Raw genomic sequence first — 20,012 nt, 5'->3', positions numbered from 1 at the left:
TATCAGACCCTAAAACGCCGCTACAGAAACCCGGTTTCTCCCCCAGGCAAGGCCAAATCTCGTCGGTCAGTGCATGAAGAAACCGGGTTTTTAGCCATACTGAACCGATGCTTTAGGCCCCGTTGACCTGGTAGCTTTCGGCCTGCTGTCTCCTGGCTTCTAGCTACCTCGCTACAGCCATGGCCCGCCTGGAATTGATACCCCTAGAGAACCCTGGTTTAACCGATCTAGCGATGGCTATAGCCTTATTTTTGTCGGGCTTAGAATGTAAATGTTGTACGCAAAACACCGACTACGGTGGTGCTATTGCCGCTTACCCCCTCTGGGTTGAACACCGCATATACTCCAGGTGTGAGGCTAAGTCTAGGGGTCAAACGCAGATTGAAGTAGCCTTCTAGATGGTATGGATCAGTATCTTCAGGATTAAAGGCCAGACCGCCGACTGAAATTCGGTTGAGCGGCTGACCAAAGATCAATCCTGCGGTGTTGCCTTCACCAAAGGCATCTCTAAAGTGCAGGCCAGCTAGCCAGCTAATAAAGCTTGTGGAGGCATTGACATCAACTAGATCGGCCATAATATAACTCCCCGATAGAGTCAAATCTACGCCAGGGGTAAACTGCCAATTCATTGTTGCCCCAACAGAGTTCAGTCGAATCCCTTCATCCAGGACGGCCAGGGTAGCGTTTCCCCCAGTGGCTGCCAGCTGGGCTGCGTTAGGCGCGAACTGCACCGAGCCAATATCCGATGCGCTTAACCCCGTACCCAAAATATTGATCTGGTGATAGCTGTTGGCATAGCTCAATCCCAGCTTGAAGGTATCGCTAAAGTTAAAGGCCAGGCGCGATGAGAGCACATAGCTGCCACCAAACACCCCCGCACCCAATGGAGTTGGTGGGTTTCCCAGCAGGCCGTTGTTAGTGCCCACTGAGGAATTGACGCTGCCATAAAAGGCCGTCAGGTTGACCCGGTCAGACAGATTCCAAATCGCTCCGGCAGCCGAGGCTAGCCCAATGCCTGACGTTCCGCCTGACACCCGGGTAACGGCATTGTCGGTGGTAGCAAAGCGAGACACAGCGCCCTGACTGGCATCGGCAAAGGGGGCAATTGAGGGGTAAGCATCGGTCGCCTCAACCCTAGGCCCAACAAACATGGTGAGCCGATTGGCTACAGGGAATACGTAGAGAAGTTTGTACAGGTTGATATCGTTGAGCCCGCGATTGGACAAAGTACTAGGATCGGTTAGACCAAATTGAGGCGCTGTCCCTAAACTCACATTACTGGCCGTTCCAAAGACAGGATCGCCCACTCCCAATGCCTGGGGCAGACTACCGGTAGCACCAAAACCACCGCCAAATCCGTCAGATTGCAGACCGATGACTAGCAAATCCTGCCCGCTAAAGGAGGTATTGAGATTTAACCGTAAGCGGTTATTAAAGGCAGTGCCAGTGCCTGTGTTATTAGCCCCGCTATTGGCTATAGACAAACCAAAGATAGCCTCACCATTGAGTTTTGTAGTAGTAGAAAACTGAGTTTGTCTGAGATCAGCTACGTCTGTTTCTAGACCATCAACCCGACTCTCCAGGGCAGTCAGTTCATTGGTAAATTCTTCTTGGAGTCGTCGCAGTAGGGCCAAATCTTCATCAGGGATGGCTGAGGCATTGCCGATCAATGTAGCCATGACATCTAAACATGAATTCAACCCCGCTGCAAATTCATATCGGGTCAGGGAACGATTGCCGCGAAATGTACTGTCGGGGTAACCCTGTAGGCAGCCATAGTTCTCAATCAATAGCTGGAGCGCTTGAAATGCCCAGTCGGTTGGTGCCACATCAGTTAATTCAGACACTGATGTGACCTGGGCGATGGCCGAGTCTAAAGGGCCTTGAGAGAGTGAAAGGCTGTCTATGCTGAATTGCTCTTCTACTACTGGAGAAGGTTCTAGAGCGCTAGCCATCTGAGCCATGGCTGCTTTTTCAGTCCCTATCCATCCGGCTAGAAAGCACAGTAAACAAGCTCCTGCCTGCGAGGAGTAATATCCTTGACTTAAAGACATTTGCGCTAAACCTAACTAAAAAACCAGAAGGATAAAAACCACAAACTTTTCCTAAGAGAGAAGAAGTAATCGTAATAGTTGAAATTACTCTATGCAGGAACTATTCAGTGATTTTCTCCTGAGCTAATATTCAGTTAAGCCGTTTGATTAGTCAAATAAATTTAGGGTTGATCATTCATAAGCAAATCTAATGGACGACTGAGTGCAATTCAACACAACCTGTTCTTAGCGCATAGTTTTTAACTTTGCCTCACCCCGCAGCTGCTTGAGAATGGCGATCGTGAGGGCATAAAAGAAGATTTATTTCCTTAGGGAGAAATATCGCCCTTGACGTTTCAATTCCATTAAATTTTCGACGGCGGGGCGGCAGCTAATGCAGTCTTGGCTAGGAAGATTTAGCGTAAAATCCTTAACTTTTGTCAGATCTCCCCAACCCCCTTTGCCGCAGGAGATTTTTCATTGCCATGGAGTAATTTAACCTGAGGAGGTGCAGGCAGTTTTGGGCGATGAAAAGTGGAAAGTCGGGGGCTGCTGCTCGCCGTGTTTTTGCTAAAACGCCGGTACAGAAACCCGGTTTCTCGGCCAGAATGCCAGTCACGCCGTTGGGGCAATGACAAAGAAACCGGGTTTTTAGCCATACTGTACCGATGCTCTAGGCAATATCGGGCTTAGCGCGGTGCTCAACAACCCATGCGGTATGTTGACCTTGGCTCTCTCCGCCCAAGATGAGGCCCGCTTTGGGGAGAGAGTCTTGGTGTTCATTGGCATGCTGGTAGCCGATGTCCCTTGCTGTCCGGTTACGATTACCTGCAAAAGCGCCTGGGGTTGGCGTAGCGGCGCTGGCTTACCGGGATGAATACTACCGAGGAAATTTACCAGGCCATGGCCGACTACCAGAGCGGCAAAATGGGGGCGCTAACACCGCAGTAAGGGCTACTGGTGTTGTTTTAGTAGCCGCTTGCTAGATTTTTACAGGGGCACCGCTGACTCGATTACGCCCCTGCTGCTTAGCGGCATATAAAGCCTCATCAGCGCGGTGAATTAACGTGTCCAATATCTCATCTGAAGTGGTAACGGCTATCCCAAAACTGGCAGTTACCCGCCCAACCCCTGGATGGCTGTAGTTTTCCAATCGTTTCCGCAATCGTTCTGCGGTCTGGACAATTTCGGCTGGCGTAGTAGTGGTTAGCACCACCAGAAACTCTTCCACATGCCCTGAGCTAGACACAGAAGAAGCCACCGGGAAAGCCACCGTAAACCAGCCGTTCGGCGCAGTTTTCTGATCATCCTGCTGCCGCCAATGGCCGCACGAAAGCATTAACCTCTGTAAGATCTCCTCAATACCCTTTGCGCAGCGGGAGATTTTGCATTGCCATGGAACGATTTAACCTCACCGGGTTCAGACGGTTTTGGGCGATCGCAAAGGCTTACTGGTTGGGCGACGAAAAGTGGAAAGCCGGGGGCCTGCTGCTGCTGATCGGCGTGTTTTTGCTGGGCTATACCGGTCTTAGCGTGGTGCTCAACAACAAGCGGGGGGTGCTGATCTCGGCCCTGTCGGCCCAAGATGAGGCTCGCTTTTGGGAGACGGTGCTGGTGTTCATCGGGGTGCTGGTGGCCTACGCACCGTTGCTGGCCGGGTACGACTACCTGCAAAAGCGCCTGGGGCTAGAATGGCGGCGCTGGCTGACTGGGCGGTTTGTGGGTGACTATTTTGGCGATCGCGCCTTCTACAACATTCAGCAGTTTCAGCCCGACATCGATAACCCCGACCAGCGCATCGCCGAAGATGTTAAGAACTTTACCCAGCAGTCTCTGGCCCTGCTGCTGGTGGTCGTGAGTTCGGTATTGCAGGTGATCGCCTTTAGCGGCGTACTGCTGGGCATCTCTAAAAATCTGGTGGGGTTTTTGGTGCTCTACGCCCTGCTTGGCACCCTGGTGACCGTGGTGATCTTCGGCCAGCCCCTGGTGCGGCTCAACTTTGAGCAGCTCAAGCGCGAGGCCAACTTTCGCTTTAGCCTGGTGCGTATTCGCGAAAATGCCGAGGCGATCGCCTTCTATCGGGGCGAGGCCCAGGAGGCTAGCCAGGTCAACAACCGCTTCATGGCCGCCTTCGAAAATTTCAAGCGGCTAATTATCTGGGAACTCAACCTCAACGCCCTCACCAACGCCTATGAGTTCATTCCCTTTGTGCTGCCAGCCATCGTTGTCGCCCCCGCTGTGTTTGCAGGCGATCTGGAGGTGGGCAAAGTCTCCGAAGCCCAGGGTGCCTTTGTGCGCGTGTTTTTCTCCCTCAACGTGGTGGTGGCACGGTTTTCCGAACTCACCTCCTTTGGCGCGGGCATCGATCGCCTCTACAGCTTTGCCGCCGCCCTCAGCCCGATAGAAGGCGGCTCTATAAAAAAGGAAGATACGGCACATGCAGACAACAATAGAGACAGACCCTCGGAGTACCCCACCATTACCATCGCCACCGCCGACTCCCTAGCCCTCGAAGGTTTTACCCTACAGACCCCCAATTACCAGCGCACCCTGGTTGAGAATTTATCCATCGCGGTGGCCGACAAAACTGGGTTGCTGATCGTCGGGCCCAGCGGCTGTGGCAAGAGCTCGTTACTGCGGGCGATCGCAGGCCTATGGAATTCGGGTAGCGGCACCATCCACCGCCCAGCCCTCGACGATATTCTGTTCTTGCCCCAAAAACCCTACATGATTCTCGGCACCCTCCGAGAGCAACTCCTCTATCCTCACACCGGTCAGGATAGTGAGGATGCTGCCCTTCAGACCGCCCTAGAAAACGTCAACCTGGCAGATTTAGCTGAGCGCTTTGGCGGGTTCGACGCCATCGAAGAGTGGGGCGACGTCCTTTCGTTAGGTGAGCAGCAGCGCCTTACCTTTGCCCGCATTTTGCTCAATCAGCCCAGCTTTGCCATTCTCGATGAAGCCACCAGCGCCCTCGACCTAGCCAATGAAGCTAAACTCTACGATCACCTGCGCCACACCGGCACCACCTTTATCAGCGTTGGCCACCGCGAATCGCTCTACGACTACCACCAAACCACCCTAGAACTGAGCGAGGACCACACCTGGGTGCTCAAAACCTCAGGGCTAGCCACAGCTGGTTCCTAATATCGCATGACATGGGGAGCGTTATTTGGTGATCATAGCTACGGATCTCGCCAGGGTTAGTGCTTACTCTTTGGTGAATCATAGAAAATAATCTAGACTTCACGCCGGAGCCTCAAGTTTTCAAAATTTACAAAATGCCCTCAGACTCTACCTCCCAGGGTTTAGGGCAGCGCCAAACGATCCAACTCAACCGCGACAGTAGGCACATTTACGCTGGGATAGGTAAGATGGATTGATTAATGAACGCAAGAAATATCCGTCATCTGTTAAATCTTAAGAATTAATTAATTTTTTAGACTACAATTTCTATGGGTAATGAGGAGTGTCGTTATGTTTATCAGACTAGCTGAGCAGCACCGCCAATTTGTTCGAGACTTGGTCATGAACCTGCAAGCGCTAGCCACAGTGCTCGAGGGTATGGGGTACCTGGCCTCTTGCTACACCTGTGGTGGCCAAATGAATAGCGCTTCCTTTATGGTCAGCCTGGGCGATGACCATCTCATTCGCTTTCTGGTGTCTGACTACGGCATTACCTGGACAGAGATGCGCGACGATCGCGAACTGATGAAGCTTGAGGGCGCTGAAGCCATCCAGCAGCTGCAGGAGTTGGCCAACCTGGTGAAGTTTCGCATTCAGCCTACGGGGTCGCAACAGGCTGTCGCCGCTCAAGTCTAGGGGCTCTAGGCGTTGAATCGTGAGCTGTGCCAAACTTTGCCCTACCCCTACGCTGGCACCACCGTGCGCTCTAGACCAGCTAGGTCAAACGCATTGTGCACCGCCCGCAAAGCTTTAATCCCTTCATCTTTAGTCACCACGCAACTGATTTTAATCTCCGAGGTGGCAATCATTTGTAGATTAATGCCCTGTTCAGAAAGCGCCTTGAACATACGCGCCGCTACCCCTGGAGCGTAAATCATGCCGGTACCCACCACGCTGACCTTGGCAATAGCCGCATCCACCGTCACATCGCCCAGACCTAGGTCAACCGCAGCTCCCTCTACGATCGACCTAGCGGTTTCAGCATCGGCCTGAGCCACGGTAAAGGCGATGTCTCGGGTCGCCTGCCCGCGCACCAAGCGGCAGCGCTGCGACTGAATGATCATATCGACACTGACGCCGTGGGTAGCCAGCAGGTGAAAGATGTGAGCCGCCATGCCAGGCCGATCGGGCACGTGACGAATGGCGACACGGGCCTGCTTAGTGTCTAGGGCAGCCCCGCGCACCACCGGATTAGTAGCATGCAGCCCAGAGAAGTCGCTTTGGGGCATGGGCGATGACGTCACTTCAAAGGCCTCACACAGCACGGCAATGGCGCGATCGCAATCGTCGACGTCAATGGTGCAGCTCACCTTTACCTCTGAAGTCGAGATCAGCTGAATATTGATCTGAGCCTCAGCTAGGGACGAAAACATCTTGGCCGCCACCCCAGGACGGCCAATCATTCCTGCCCCGGCGATGCTGATTTTGGCCATGCGCTGGTCGACCATAACCTCCGCCTGGGTGGTGTCGGTGGGGTTGTTGCGCAGGGCTGGGGCAATCGCGGTCGCTACCGCTTCGGCTCGGCTGAGGTTGCCTTTTACCATGGTGAAGGCAATATCGTTGGTGTTGCTCTCGTGGATGGATTGAATAATTAAATCCACGTTGAGCGTCTGGCTCGCCAGCTCGCCAAACAGACGAGCCGCAATGCCTGGGCGATCGGGAATCCGCAGCAGGGCCACCTTGGCCTGGTCGGTATCAAACTCCACCGCATCCACCGGATGGGCCAGCTCCAGCCCTTCTAGGGGCCGCGGCTGAGGCCGAGGAGAAATCACGCGGGTGCCTGGCTCATCGGTCCAGCTCGATCGCACCACCAGAGTAACGCCGTAGTTGCGGGCGATCTCGACCGCGCGCGGGTGTAGCACCTTGGCCCCTAGACTGGCCAGCTCCAGCATTTCATCGCTGGTGATTTCGGCCATCAGCTGGGCCTCGGGCACCAGGCGCGGGTCAGTAGTGAGAATACCGGGAACGTCGGTGTAAATCTCGCACTTTTCCGCCTGGAGTGCCGCCGCTAGGGCCACCGCCGACGTGTCTGAGCCGCCTCTCCCCAGCGTCGTGATTTCTAAATCTGAGGTTTGGCTAATGCCTTGAAACCCAGCTACCACGATTACCTTGCCTTCGTGGATGTGGCGCAGGAGACGGTCGGTTTTGATTTTTAGAATGCGGGCGCGGGTGTGCTCAGCCTCAGTGACAATCCCCACCTGGGCACCGGTCAGCGAAATGGCCTCTTGATCGAGGGCATGGAGCGCCATGGTCAGCAGTGCGATCGACACCTGCTCGCCCGTAGACAGCAGCATATCCATTTCGCGGCGACTGGGCTGAGCGGTAATATCGTTGGCAAGTTTGACTAGGCCATCGGTGGTCTTCCCCATGGCCGACACCACCACCACCACCGAGTGTCCGGCGTCTACTGTGGCTTTGACCCGCTGGGCCACCGACTGAATCCGCTCCACGGTGCCAACAGAGGTGCCCCCATATTTCTGTACGATCAACGCCATAGTGCTAGTGTCTGTCTCCTTGCGATCGCGAGCCCGCCCCTGTTGCTCCTGAGCCCAGCGGCGGCAGAGCTTCCCCATCGTTAGCCCCTTCCCGGCAGTCTTAAACACTCATCTCCAGTGTTCAGGGAACTGGCAACCTTAACCTGATCTTTTAGCCTATCAGGCTATTCCCCTTCCAAGGCACGCTTAATGGGTGAATCCTCACAAATACTAGCTGGGTTAAAGGGATATAGCACAGCGCACAGTATTTAGCGGTATTCTGCTTTATAACGAAAAGTAACAACTCGCTTCTCGGTATTGCCATGCAGACTGTCCAGCGCTCCCCTGACCAAGACCTGAATGCTTCGGCATCGCCATCGCTGACCTTGGCGGTACCGCCTGTTACCCCCGGTAAGCATCAGGTAGTGATTATTGGGGGAGGCTTTGGCGGTCTCTACGCAGCCCAGCAGCTGGGGCGAGCAGACGTAGACGTCACCCTGATCGATAAGCGCAATTTCCATTTATTTCAGCCTTTGCTCTACCAGGTCGCGATGGGGGGGCTTTCACCAGGCGACATCGCCTCGCCTCTGCGCGGTGTCCTCAGTGCGCAAAAAAATACCCGAGTGCTGATGGGTGAAGTCACCGATGTTGACCCCGAACAACAGCTGGTTATTCTCAACGATGGCCGCATCATCCCCTACAACAGTTTGATTGTGGCCACGGGCATGAGCCACTTCTACTTTGGCCGCGACGACTGGGCCGATGTAGCTCCCGGCCTTAAGACCGTAGAAGACGCCCTAGAGATGCGCCGTCGCATCTTTGCCGCCTTCGAAAAGGCCGAAAACACCCATGACCCAGAGCTCAAGAAAAGCCTGCTAACCTTTGTGATTGTAGGCGGTGGCCCCACTGGCGTAGAATTAGCTGGATCTCTGGCTGAGCTGGCCTACCACACCCTGCGCAACGACTTTCGCCACATCGACACCACCGACAGCCGCATTTTGCTAGTCGAAGGCATGGATCGGGTGCTGCCCCCCTTTCCCCCGGAACTATCGGCCCGAGCCAAGGCTGACCTAGAGAAAATGGGGGTTGAGGTCGTCACCCAGTCTCTAGTGACCGACATTTCGGGCCACAAAATCACCCTAAAGCAGGGCGACGAGGTCACCACCCTCAAGGCGGGCACCGTGCTGTGGGCGGCTGGTGTGCGCGACCCCGGCATGGGGGGGCTACTGGCCGAGCGCTCGGGGGCCGCGCGCGATCGCTCCGGGCGAGTCATTGTCAACAACGACCTCAGCCTACCCACTCACTCCAATATTTTTGTGGTTGGCGACCTGGCGCACTTTGCCCACCAGGGTGAACGGCCTTTGCCCGGTGTTGCCCCTGTCGCCATGCAGGAAGGCAAATACGTCGCCCGCCTGATTCAAAAGCAACTCAAGGATGACACGCTGCCGCCCTTTGAATATAAAGACAGCGGTAGCCTGGCCGTAATTGGTCGCCACGCCGCCGTCGTTAACTTGCCCTGGGCCAAGCTCACCGGCTTTCCGGCCTGGTTTGTATGGCTATTTGTGCACATCTTCTACCTGATTGAGTTTGACAACAAACTCATGGTGATGACCCAGTGGGGCGCTAACTATCTCACGCGTAAGCAGGGATCCCGCCTGATTACCGAAAAAGTGATTGAAAAAGTGGATGCCAGCACCTCAGAAGGTTAACCCTTCTAGCGTTTTACTCAGGCCGAATCCAAACCACTCTAGGCCAGTTTCCTGGCTGCTACCCATAGGTAGATAGATGAGGCTAGATCTATGGCCTACAGTTGCAGAATTTACCACGCTGCAACTGTAGGATGAGGGAACGACGTTTCTCGATCGCCTTAGCCTCGATACCGCTCAGGCTGTAGACAAGGCTCAATCCCAGCAGGTCATATCTTCGCACTCGCTGGTCTTACCGCGATATGTCTCTCAATGCCGATGATTTACCCGATTATGAGCGCCACTTGCTAACGGCAATGGCCTACTTCTTGGGGCGAGATCCAGCGGCCCAGGCCCGGGCCTGTCTATGCATGTATTTGCGCCAGGCTGAGCCCCGGATTATGGCTCAGGTGCAGTACTATGCCCATCGCATCGCCGCCCAGACTCAGCAGCCTATGGATGCCTACGATCTACTGACTCTCATCGCCCAATCCCCTGAGGCGGTAACCGCTCTACTGCCTCACCTGGGACAGGTGCATGACCCCGATCAGCCTGACGTATTTAGCTAGCTCGCGCGATCGCTATTTTAGCCACAGCGTTCTTTACCGACGCCCGACCGGCCAGCGTTTGCGGCCTGGGGTTTCCTAACCTGGCTCATCTTCAACGACCTAGCCGGTACTGTGATGTGCCGATTAAGTTTCAAAATTTGTGCTGAACAGGGGAGGTCGCCAATGTATAAATTTTATCCAGGCACTTCCGGGGAATGTAATCATGGCAGCTTTTTTACAACCAGCGAGTAGGCGACGACCCCAGCGTCTCAACTGGGGACGGTTTGTTCGCCTCATGGGGACAACGCTAGTATGCAGCACGCTATTGACGTTGCCGGGGCACCAGGCTCAGGGTCAAACTAATAACACCGCCACTGTTACCGAAATTTTAGACAGCAACCAAGTCTATATTCAAAATCGAGCCGCCCAAGTCAACAGCATTGCTCAGCAACGGCAGCAGGTGCGTACCCGCTCGGCCCGAGCCTCGCTGCGGTTCAACACCGGAGCAGTGGCGCGCCTAGCCCACAACTCTAGCCTGGTAGTCGGCCAATGTGCTCAGCTAAATCGAGGCACGCTACTGGTCAACGGCAGCCTCAACGGCTGCTCAACCTCTACAGTGGCCGGAGTGCGGGGCACCATTTATACCCTTGAGGTCACCGAGGCTGGCGAAACCATCATTCGCGTGTTTGAAGGTGAGGTTGTAGTCCAGCGCAACCCCAACCCCCTGCCAGTTGATGCTATGGCAGAAGACTTCGACCCTCTCGATCCAGCCCTTGATCCAAGGGTGCCGACTACCGACCCGGTGGTGCCTTTTGTTAACCCTGTAGAGCCTCCACCGCCGGTCTCGCCCCCGCCAGTCTCGCCGCCACCGGTCACACCGCCGCGGATCACACCGCCGCCGGTCACACCGTCGCCGGAGGTGAAACTCCCTCCCCAGTTCACTCGCTATCCTCTAGTCGCGGCCACTAAACAAACGGCCCCACCAGCTGACAGCCCAGAGAGCTCCCCGGCCTTGCCACCAGATGCCCCGGCTTTGCCATCAGACAATAGTGAGGTGGACACCGTAGATTTTGGTGAGGGTGACTCGCTGGCTATTCTTGAAGGCAACCAGGTGATGATTGCTCCTGAGGGCAACCAGGCTGTGATTGCTACACTGTCGCCAGACGACTTCATTAACCTGCTGGAAGGCCCCCTGATTAAAGACTTTATAGAAATACCGGGCATGAGTGATCTGCGACGCTCCTTTGAGCAGCTCTTTCCCGGAGTGCCGTTACCCTACTATTGGGTGCCGCAAATTCCGAGTCCATCCATTCGCTTCCCGTTCCCGTTTTAGGATCGCGTCGACTACACCAAGAGAATAGCTACTGTGGTTAGAGCCTACCGACGTATTTTCCAGCTGGGTCATGGGTTAATGGTGAGCTGGGCGGTCTTTGGGGCCGTTACCCTGGCCTCGCAGCATCCGTGGATTGTGTTAATTGAAGGGCAGGCCCAGTCGTTTTTACTAAGGCTGCGGGGACCAGTGCCACCGCCAGCAGACATTGTCATTCTGGGGATTGATGAGTATTCGCTGTCCCAGGGTGATCTCTATCAGGCTGACCCCGATCGCTACCCGTTTTTGGCCCCGCTGGCAATTTGGCCCTGGCAGCGACTGGCCTATGCCCAAGCTATTGAGCAGCTGATGGCGGCGGGGGCTAAGGCTGTTGCGATCGATGTGCTGCTGGTAGACCCCAGCGGCTACGGCCCCGCCGACGATGCAGCGCTGGCGGCAACCTTGGATCGCTGGGGCGATCGCGTTGCCCTGGCGGCAGCCTACGATGTGTCAACCAGTGACTTTGGCCTGTTCACCAACCTGCTACAGCCCATCTATGGCGATCGGGCTAAGGCGGGGTTGATCAACCTGGAGGTGGGTGTCGATGGCAAGTACCGGGCCTTTCCAGAACGAGGGATTGAGACCCTACGCCAGACCCACGGATTTACCGATAGGCTACCTTCGTTCGCCCAGGCGACGCTGCTCGCTGCGGGCTATCCTCGCCCTGAGCAAACCAGTGAAGCGCTTTTCTTTTACGGCCCGGCGGGGACGTTTCCGACGGTATCGTTTGTGCAGGTGCTCGACCCCGACAACTGGCCGCTGATTGCCGCTCAGTTCGAGGGCAAGATTGTATTGATTGGCCCCCTGGCCGAATCCTTTCAGGATCGTAAACGCACTCCGATCGACGGCAACATGCCCGGAGTCGAGATTCATGCCCATGCCCTAGCCGCCATGATTGAGGGCAGAACCCTTAACGCTGCGATCGCCAACCCGCTGGCTCAGGCCTTGGTTACCGCCATCGCCATCGGGGCCATCGGTCTGGGGTTGGGCTACCGCTTTACCCAACCAGTACCCAGGCTAGTGACTTTTTTGGCGGCGATCGCAGCTTGGGGAGCGCTGGCCTACCTGCTGATGGTACACCGCGATCGCATTGTCCCCCTAGCCATTCCGGTGGCCTGTCTGGGCATGGGCGGAATTACCTATATCGCCACTGGAGCAGTCAGCAACCGCCTCGAAGAGCAGCGCCTGCGTCGGACTTTAGAGCGCTATGTCGCCCCCTCGGTTGCCCAAGAGATTCTCAATCAGCCCGAAGACTTTACCAGCCTGACTGTCGGGCAAAAATTTCAGGCGGCGGTGTTGTTTTCAGATATTCGCGGGTTTAGCCGAATTTCCTACCAGCTGGGGGCGATCGAAACCGTCAGCCTGCTCAATACCTATCTCGATGTGATGGTCGAGGCCATTTTGGACCACCGGGGCACCATCGACAAGTTTATTGGCGACGCCGTGATGGCTGAGTTTGGCGCACCCAAGTCCCAGGGCCCAGAGCAAGATGCATTGGGAGCCATCCATGCCGCCCTGACCATGCGCGAGGCTCTAGCTACCCTACGCACTCAGCTCAAAGCCCGACATCTGCCCCCCCTCTACAATGGCATCGGCATCAGCTACGGGGAACTGGTGGTGGGTAATGTGGGGTCAGTGCAGCGCCTAGAGTACACTGCCATCGGCGACACAGTTAATGTGGCCAGCCGCATTGAGGGCCTGACCAAGATGATCGGCACCGATATTCTAATTACCCAGCCCTGCTATGACCTGGTCAAAGATCACATCATTACCGTGGACCATGGCAACCATGTACTGGCTGGCCGCGATCACGAAGCAGTACAGGTCTATGGCGTCGTCGCTCTCAAAGGCGATACCGATCAGCTCTATCACCAGGTACAAAAAGATCTGAGGCAACACCTCGATCAGCTGCCCTATACCCCTCAAAACTAGCCAGGGCTAGGTTTACCGATCGGCGCACCTAGCCCTGGCTATGACAAGGTTCTGACTAGCTAACCGTACGGCTTAAACCGCAGCTAGCTCAGGGGCGGGGCGCTTGCTGTGGCGAATGCCCTCGATCGCAGTTGCGTAATCTGGGGCCTTAAACACCGCTGAACCCGCCACAATGGCATTGGCACCAGCTTCGAGTACCTGCCAGGTATTGTTGACCTTGAGGCCGCCGTCAACCTCGATCCAGGGATCCAAGCCACGCTCGTTGCACAGGGTACGCAGGTCGCGAATCTTATCCACCATGGTGGGAATAAAGCTCTGACCACCAAAGCCGGGGTTAACGCTCATGATCAGCACCAGGTCACAGAGGTCGAGCACATTCTCAATCAGCGATAGGGGGGTAGAGGGGTTGAGCACGACCCCCGCTTCCTTGCCCAGTTCTTTGATTTGGCCGAGGGTGCGATGGAGGTGGGGAGAGGCATTGTGCTCACAGTGCACAGAGATAATGTCAGCGCCAGCCTTAGCAAAATCGGCCACGTACTTCTCCGGCTCGACGATCATCAGGTGTACATCGAGCGGCTTTTGAGTCACCGGGCGAATGGCGCTCACAATCAGAGGCCCAATGGTGATGTTCGGCACAAAGCGACCATCCATCACATCTACATGAATCCAATCGGCCCCGGCTTCGTCAGCGGCTTTAATTTCTTCGCCCAAGCGGCTAAAGTCTGCCGACAAAATCGAGGGAGAGATCACGACGGAGCTCTTGTTTGTAGAGGTGCGAGGCATGTTGGATGGTTCTCCTAATTGCACAGTTGTGTACATCGTAACAAAGTCTTAAGATCACTCCTCATAAAACTTCTGGATTTGGGGAGATTCCCCCTAAAAATATAATGAAGCCCTGGGATCGCCCTGCGCAGTAGGGTGAGCACTGGCTAAGACGGCTCTAGCCTTGCCCCTACCGGGAGGGGATCGCCTCGCCCCCCTCGCCAAGGAAGCAAGCTGCTCTAAGCGTTAGACAATCGAGCCATGGCCTGACCCGCCAATTTTTCGTGGGCCTCGGCCAGCAGGTGCGGAATTTGCTCTGCATAGGGGCTGCGGCGCAGACAGTCTGACAGATCCACCTGATCCAGGTTCTCGGCTTTTTCGCCGGGGAACCAGTGGCCTGCGTTGCCCAGCATGTTGTAGCGGGCCTTGGCATAGTCTTCCATCTCAAAAGCCAGCAGCAGATTTCGCAGCCGCAAAATGGCGGGAATATTGATGTTGCCAGGGGTCTCGTCGGGGTCGGGCAGGCCCAGGGCCCAGGTGTGTAGCCAGTCTTCGCCCAGAACGGTTTGGGCATGGTGGTGCAGACGATCGAGCGCGGGGGTTAGATGGCGATCGCTATCGGTCAGCAACGGCAGCACCTTGAGGTGTTCATCAAAATCAGTGGGTTGCGCCGCACCAACGCTGAGGGTATGCACCTGAGGGTGGCTGAGGCAAAACAGATCGTTAAACACCATGGGGCTCAGCGGCTCGCAAAGCTCCACCAGTTTGGCCGGAGGGGTGTAAAGATGCCCCCCTTTATCTGACGGACTGATGATAAAGACCCCTAGGTCGTGACGCTGGGCCAGATCGATCGCAGGCCAGTTGTCTTGGTTGATGTAGTACCAGTGCAGGTTGACATAGTCGAACTGGTCGCTAGCAATGGCTTGCCGAATGATCGCCGTCGGCGCATGGGTCGAGAAGCCAATAAACCGCACTCGCCCCTGACGCTGAAACTCCCGCGCCACTTCCATACAGCCACCGGGGCGCAGCGTCCAGTCTAAAAGCTCAGCGGTATTGATGCCGTGGATGCCCAGTAGATCCACCGTGTCGAGCTTGAGGTTAGCTAGGGATTGGGTGAGATGTTGGCGAAACTCGGCGGGGTCTGCGGTGGGAGAAACTTTGGTTTGGACGATGATGCGATCGCGATCTAACGCCGGCAAAATCTGCCCGAGCTGAATTTCAGAGGTGCCATAGCCCCGCGCTGTCTCGATGTGGTTAATGCCCACCGCTAAAGCACGATGGATCGTACTGTTCAAATTTTCCTGATTTTTCTGTGGAATGTGCTCAAGGGGCACGTCTTTCCACGAGTGCTGGTACCGCATGCCGCCGCAGGAAAACACGGGCATCTGAAGCTCGGTGCGACCGAAGCGCCGATACTGCATAGAGAATGAGTCCACAAACGATACAAAAACCTACTCATCACGGTAATCAAGGGATTGTCGGTTGTAAAGGTGCACAGGTAACCCATCGGCCAACTCGCTCCCAAAACCCGATCAAAGGGCGTGGCAACCCTGTGGTGAAGCCTAATTCGAGCTGCCAAATAGCGACCGGACACATCAGCAACCCGGATCGACTTGGCCATGCTCCCGATCATAGTTAGGCGGGTGGTGTTTTTTTTGACTCGTTAAAACCATCCGCTTAGCGATCGCGGCCAGATGGCTAAGGTCATGACGAAAGGTCTGATGAAAACCGTAGCTATCTGGGTTATTTAAATCACTTTTAACCACACCTTTACTGAGGGGTCATCGGTGTTCTGTTACTGTTTGATGTGAAAACACTGATAGCTCTAGCGTAACTTTACAATGCTTCTGTTGCAGCGTACCGCGATGCGAATAAGTACAGAGATTGAGTCATTCCGTACATTCAACCTGGTTTTGAATCTAGAGCTCAGCCTGCGAGATCGGGCTATTTGAGCCTTTTTGCTACCTTCGGCTAGCAGTTTTTTTGTGTCGATAGAGAGTTTTGTCTTAAGCCCCATCAGCGAGGGGGCTGGTTTTGTGCGGCTAAAAACTGGAATTATTGGGGTAAGTATTTTCCATGGCAACTGTTTTTATTAGCGAATTTCACTACGACAACGCGGGCACCGACGTGGGTGAATTCATCGAAGTCACCGCCAGTGCGGGGGCTGACCTGACGGGCTACAGCCTGGTACTCTACAACGGCAACGGGGGGGGGGCCTATGGCACCTTTGCCCTCAGCGGTATTGTTGCCGATCAAGCCAACGGTCAGGGAACATTTGTGGTTGACCTGCCCGTCAACGGCCTCCAAAACGGCTCCCCCGATGGTATTGCCCTGGTCGATGTCGCCGGCAATGTGGTCGAGTTCCTCAGCTACGAAGGAGAGTTTACGGCTACCGATGGCCCCGCCGCTGGTCTCACCAGTACCGATATTGGAGTTTCGGAGACGGGCAGTGAACCTGCTGGCCAATCGCTACAGCGGCTGAATGGCACCTGGACTGGCCCGGCCTCGGCGACTAAAGGCAGTGTCAATGGTGCGGGCAATGGCGGCGGCGGTGGCGGGCTAACCAGCATTGGCGAAATTCAGGGCGCTGGACATACCTCCCCCCTGGTTGGGCAAGCGGTGGTCACCACGGGCGTCGTCACGGCGGTAGATACGAACGGGTTCTACCTGCAAGACCCGGTGAGTGACGACGATCTTGCGACCTCTGACGCGATCTTTGTCTTTACCAGCAGCGCCCCCGGCGTAGCGGTGGGCGATGAACTCCGGGTCGAGGGCACCGTGTCAGAATTTACCCCAGGCGGCGCGTCTACCCGCAACCTATCCACCACGCAAATTAGTGGCACCCCCACCCTAACGGTGTTGAGCACCGGCAATGCGCTGCCCGCCGCCACAATTCTGGGCGCAGGTGGCCGGGTGCCCCCGACTGAGAACATTGACGACGACGCCTTTGGCAGCTTTGACCCCGAGACCGACGGCATCGATTTCTTCGAGTCGCTGGAAGGGATGCGGGTGACGGCCCAAGATTTCTTGGTGGTAAACGGGACCAACAGATTTGGTGAAATCTTTGGGGTTGTGGATAATGGCGCGGGGGCTACCGGGCTGAGCGATCGCGGCACCCTGAACATCAGCCCCGACGACTTCAACCCCGAGCGAGTGCAAATTCAGTTCGACAGTGGGGTGTTTGACTTTGCCTTTCCCGACGTGAGCGTGGGCGATCGCCTGGGAGATGTCACCGGGGTGGTGGGCTACGGCTTCGGCAACTTTGAAATTGTCGCTACCGCAGACTTTTCTAACACCCTTCAGGCGGCGGGGCTGTCGCCCGAGGTCAGCCCCCTGACCTCGGGCGACGACCAGCTCACGGTGGCCAGCTACAACGTGCTTAATCTCGACCCCAACGACAGCGACGGCGACACCGACATTGCCAACGGTCGGTTTGCGGCGATCGCCCAGCAGATTGTCAACAACCTCAACAGTCCTGACATCATTGGCCTGCAAGAAGTGCAGGATAACTCCGGCGGCACCGATGATGGCGTGACGGCAGCCGATGTGACCTTGCAAACGCTGGTGGATGCGATCGCCGCAGCGGGCGGCCCTACCTATGCCTTTATCGACAACACCTTTATTACCGATAACGCCAGCGGTGGTCAGCCCGGAGCCAATATTCGTACTGCCTACCTGTACGACCCCAGCCGTGTGAACCTGGTTGAAGGTTCGGTAGCCACCATCGGTGGTCAGGGTAGCGGCGAAGCCTTTGCTGGAGCGCGTTTACCCCTAGTCGCTAGCTTTGAATTCAATGGCGAAACTGTCACCCTGGTCAACAACCACTTTTCGTCCAAGGGCGGCAGTGCGCCAATTTTGGGCACTGAGCAGCCCTTTGAAGCCCGCCAGGAAGAGGTTGCCGTCAACGGTTCTCTCGACGAGCGTCAGGCTCAATCGCTGGCGGTACAGAACTACGTCAATGGGTTGGTGAGCGACGCCCCCGGCGCTAACGTGGTGGTGCTAGGCGATTTTAACGAGTTTGAGTTTGTCTCTCCCGTAAAAGATTTGGCGGCTAACACAGGCCTTACCAACCTGACCGAAACCCTGCCGGAAAATGAGCGCTACTCTTTTATTTTTCAGGGCAACTCTCAGTCCCTCGATCACATTTTGGTCAGTGAGGGGCTGGCGGCAGGGGCCGAGTTCGATGCGGTGCATGTCAATGCTGAGTTCGCGGAAACCGATGGACGAGCCAGCGATCATGACCCGTTGCTGGCCCGATTCACCTTTGAGACAGCTCTAAACGAAATTGTCGGTACGAACGGACGCGATGTACTCATCGGCACTGACAGTGCCGATCGCATCGAAGGCCGCAGAGGCCTAGATACCCTGATTGGCGGCGCGGGTGATGATATTTTGCTCGGTGGGCGAGGGATTGACCTACTCACGGGCGGGGAAGGCCGCGACACCTTTGTCTACGAAGCCGTGAATGAGGGACTGGATATTATTCGAGACTTTAATCCGGCAGAAGACGTAATTGATCTGAGAGGGATTTTCTCCGGTGCTAACTACGGTAGCGACACCCCCTTTGAGGACTATGTCAACCTGATCAGCTTTGGCTTTGGCAATACTACGGTCACGGTGGACCCCAACGGCGATCGCCGCAACCTGCTGAATCGGCCCCTGGTTACGCTGGAGGGCGTTACTCCCGGTATGCTCAGTACTGAGAATTTCCTGGTTTAGACCTAGGTTGAGCTATGGGTTGAGCTATGGTCAGGGGACGGCGTGGCGTCCCCTGACCACACCAGCGTAGCGGTGTTGTCGATTGCCAGCGGGTTGCCCTCGCCATCGACTGAGTTAAAGTGGGCCAGCCGCGTTTGTACCTCGGGGGGCAGGTGAGAGAAGTCAATCTGGGGGTCGCCTGCGGCAATGCTGGCCCAAAAGTCTTTAAGGGTCGGGGCGATCGCCGCCGCTTCGTGCTCAGCCAGCCCAATCGGCGGGCTGGTGAGAAACTTGGTCATAAACCCCTCGGCGCGATCGCACATCCACTGATGTGACATCGCCTGTAGGTCATCCCAGGGATGCACGGCGGTCAGGCGGCGCGATCGCACCTCCACCCGCAGCGCGCTATCCCCGTGCTCAATTTCCACAATCCGGTAGGGGTGCGGGTAGCTCACCAGCGACCCGGTCAACACCTCATACAGGTCGCCCTGGCGGGCCACATCCTGCACATGTAGGTGGCCGGTAAACATTAGCCGCACCCCGGCGGCCTGCAATCGTCGAATGATTTCCGAGGCATTGCTCACCATATAGCGCTGTCCCAGGGGGCTATTTGACTGCCCCGGCAGGTGCTCCAGCACGTTGTGGTGCAGCATCACCAGAATCAGATCATCCCGGTACCGAACCAGCGTCTCCTCCAGCCAGTCCAGCTGAGCCTGATCCACATAGCCCACCCGAATCTGTTCGCCCGATGGCTCAAAAGCATTTGAATTCAGCGCTACCAGCCGCACGCCAGGAAGAATTTCGTGCTGGTAGTGCAGGGTTTTGCCGTCGCTGTAGCCAAAGTCCTGGTACAGGCGCGGAAAGTCGTGTAGGCCAATGGCGCGATCGCTGGCATCGCGGGCAATCACATCGTGGTTGCCCGGCACCACGTAGACCGGAAACGGCAGTCGCTTGAGGCGATCGATCAACCAGCGGTGGTTCACCCATTCACCATGCTGGGTGAGGTCGCCGGGCAGCAGCAAAAAGTCGAGATCCAGCGTTTCTAGATGGTCAAAAATTTGCTCGATACCCGGAATGCTGACTTCCACTAAATGAAACCGATTGGGGCCATTGTAGATAGTCTCCGATTGAGCGATGTGAGGGTCGCTGATGATCGCGAAGCGAAAACGCTGTCCCATGGAATTAAAAATGTGTGCTAGTTACGAAATGACATGATTCTCTACTAGCCTAGCCCCTAGGCAACCGAATCGGTAGCCATAGGCTGTAGTTGAGGTGGAGAGAGAGGAGGGAATAGAGAGGAGGGAATAGGGGGGAGGGAATAGGGG

General features: G+C 55.9%; 13 protein-coding genes. 7 read left to right on the top strand and 6 right to left on the bottom strand.

What is annotated here, in order from left to right:
- Nucleotides 1-260: 260 nt before the first annotated feature.
- Nucleotides 261-1,847: an iron uptake porin gene (locus tag IQ254_RS12040; RefSeq protein ID WP_313887433.1), complete on the bottom strand. Its 1,587-nt coding sequence runs from the start codon at nucleotides 1,845-1,847 to the stop codon at nucleotides 261-263.
- A gap of 1,168 nt (nucleotides 1,848-3,015) precedes the next feature.
- Complete coding sequence (locus tag IQ254_RS12035; RefSeq protein ID WP_193966404.1) at nucleotides 3,016-3,372, bottom strand: GGDEF domain-containing protein; 357 nt, start codon at nucleotides 3,370-3,372, stop codon at nucleotides 3,016-3,018.
- Between the two features lie 56 nt (nucleotides 3,373-3,428).
- Between IQ254_RS12035 and IQ254_RS12030 the strand changes: the two genes are divergently transcribed.
- Nucleotides 3,429-5,180: an ABC transporter ATP-binding protein/permease gene (locus tag IQ254_RS12030; protein ID WP_193966403.1), complete on the top strand. Its 1,752-nt coding sequence runs from the start codon at nucleotides 3,429-3,431 to the stop codon at nucleotides 5,178-5,180.
- 330 nt (nucleotides 5,181-5,510) lie between these two features.
- Nucleotides 5,511-5,855 (top strand): DUF1815 family protein, encoded by a 345-nt coding sequence (locus tag IQ254_RS12025; RefSeq protein WP_193966402.1) that lies wholly within the window; start codon nucleotides 5,511-5,513, stop codon nucleotides 5,853-5,855.
- Nucleotides 5,856-5,902: 47 nt separating this feature from the next.
- On the opposite strand, the gene IQ254_RS12020 is transcribed toward IQ254_RS12025, so the two are convergent.
- The gene (locus IQ254_RS12020) at nucleotides 5,903-7,714 is read right to left on the bottom strand and encodes an aspartate kinase (protein WP_193966413.1); all 1,812 of its coding nucleotides are present in this window, start codon (nucleotides 7,712-7,714) and stop codon (nucleotides 5,903-5,905) included.
- A gap of 302 nt (nucleotides 7,715-8,016) precedes the next feature.
- On the opposite strand from IQ254_RS12020, the gene IQ254_RS12015 reads away from it, so the two are divergent.
- The 4 genes from IQ254_RS12015 (at nucleotide 8,017) to IQ254_RS12000 (ending at nucleotide 13,227) form a co-directional block, all read left to right on the top strand.
- Complete coding sequence (locus tag IQ254_RS12015) at nucleotides 8,017-9,402, top strand: NAD(P)/FAD-dependent oxidoreductase (RefSeq protein WP_193966401.1); 1,386 nt, start codon at nucleotides 8,017-8,019, stop codon at nucleotides 9,400-9,402.
- 239 nt (nucleotides 9,403-9,641) lie between these two features.
- Nucleotides 9,642-9,947: a hypothetical protein gene (locus IQ254_RS12010; protein WP_193966400.1), complete on the top strand. Its 306-nt coding sequence runs from the start codon at nucleotides 9,642-9,644 to the stop codon at nucleotides 9,945-9,947.
- 202 nt (nucleotides 9,948-10,149) lie between these two features.
- Nucleotides 10,150-11,259 (top strand): hypothetical protein, encoded by a 1,110-nt coding sequence (locus tag IQ254_RS12005; RefSeq protein ID WP_193966399.1) that lies wholly within the window; start codon nucleotides 10,150-10,152, stop codon nucleotides 11,257-11,259.
- Between the two features lie 33 nt (nucleotides 11,260-11,292).
- Entirely contained in the window at nucleotides 11,293-13,227 is a 1,935-nt protein-coding gene (locus tag IQ254_RS12000; RefSeq protein ID WP_193966398.1) for an adenylate/guanylate cyclase domain-containing protein, read from the top strand.
- Between the two features lie 72 nt (nucleotides 13,228-13,299).
- Here IQ254_RS12000 and rpe read toward each other — a convergent pair whose 3' ends face one another.
- Nucleotides 13,300-14,010 carry a ribulose-phosphate 3-epimerase gene (gene rpe, locus IQ254_RS11995; protein ID WP_193966397.1) on the bottom strand — a complete coding sequence of 237 codons (711 nt, stop codon included), beginning with the start codon at nucleotides 14,008-14,010 and terminating at the stop codon, nucleotides 13,300-13,302.
- A gap of 218 nt (nucleotides 14,011-14,228) precedes the next feature.
- Nucleotides 14,229-15,410 (bottom strand): aldo/keto reductase, encoded by a 1,182-nt coding sequence (locus tag IQ254_RS11990; protein WP_193966396.1) that lies wholly within the window; start codon nucleotides 15,408-15,410, stop codon nucleotides 14,229-14,231.
- Between the two features lie 655 nt (nucleotides 15,411-16,065).
- Here IQ254_RS11990 and IQ254_RS11985 point away from each other — a divergent pair.
- Nucleotides 16,066-18,708: an endonuclease/exonuclease/phosphatase family protein gene (locus IQ254_RS11985; protein WP_193966395.1), complete on the top strand. Its 2,643-nt coding sequence runs from the start codon at nucleotides 16,066-16,068 to the stop codon at nucleotides 18,706-18,708.
- A 2-nt stretch (nucleotides 18,709-18,710) separates the two neighbouring features.
- Here the strand turns inward: IQ254_RS11985 and IQ254_RS11980 are convergent, their stop codons facing one another.
- Nucleotides 18,711-19,865: a metallophosphoesterase gene (locus IQ254_RS11980; protein ID WP_193966394.1), complete on the bottom strand. Its 1,155-nt coding sequence runs from the start codon at nucleotides 19,863-19,865 to the stop codon at nucleotides 18,711-18,713.
- Between the last annotated feature and the right edge of the window lie 147 nt (nucleotides 19,866-20,012).

This window comes from Nodosilinea sp. LEGE 07088, from assembly GCF_015207395.1.
Classification (GTDB): domain Bacteria; phylum Cyanobacteriota; class Cyanobacteriia; order Phormidesmidales; family Phormidesmidaceae; genus Nodosilinea.
The sequence above is the reverse complement of the archived record's forward strand: the minus strand, read 5'-3'. Positions and strand labels throughout refer to the sequence as shown.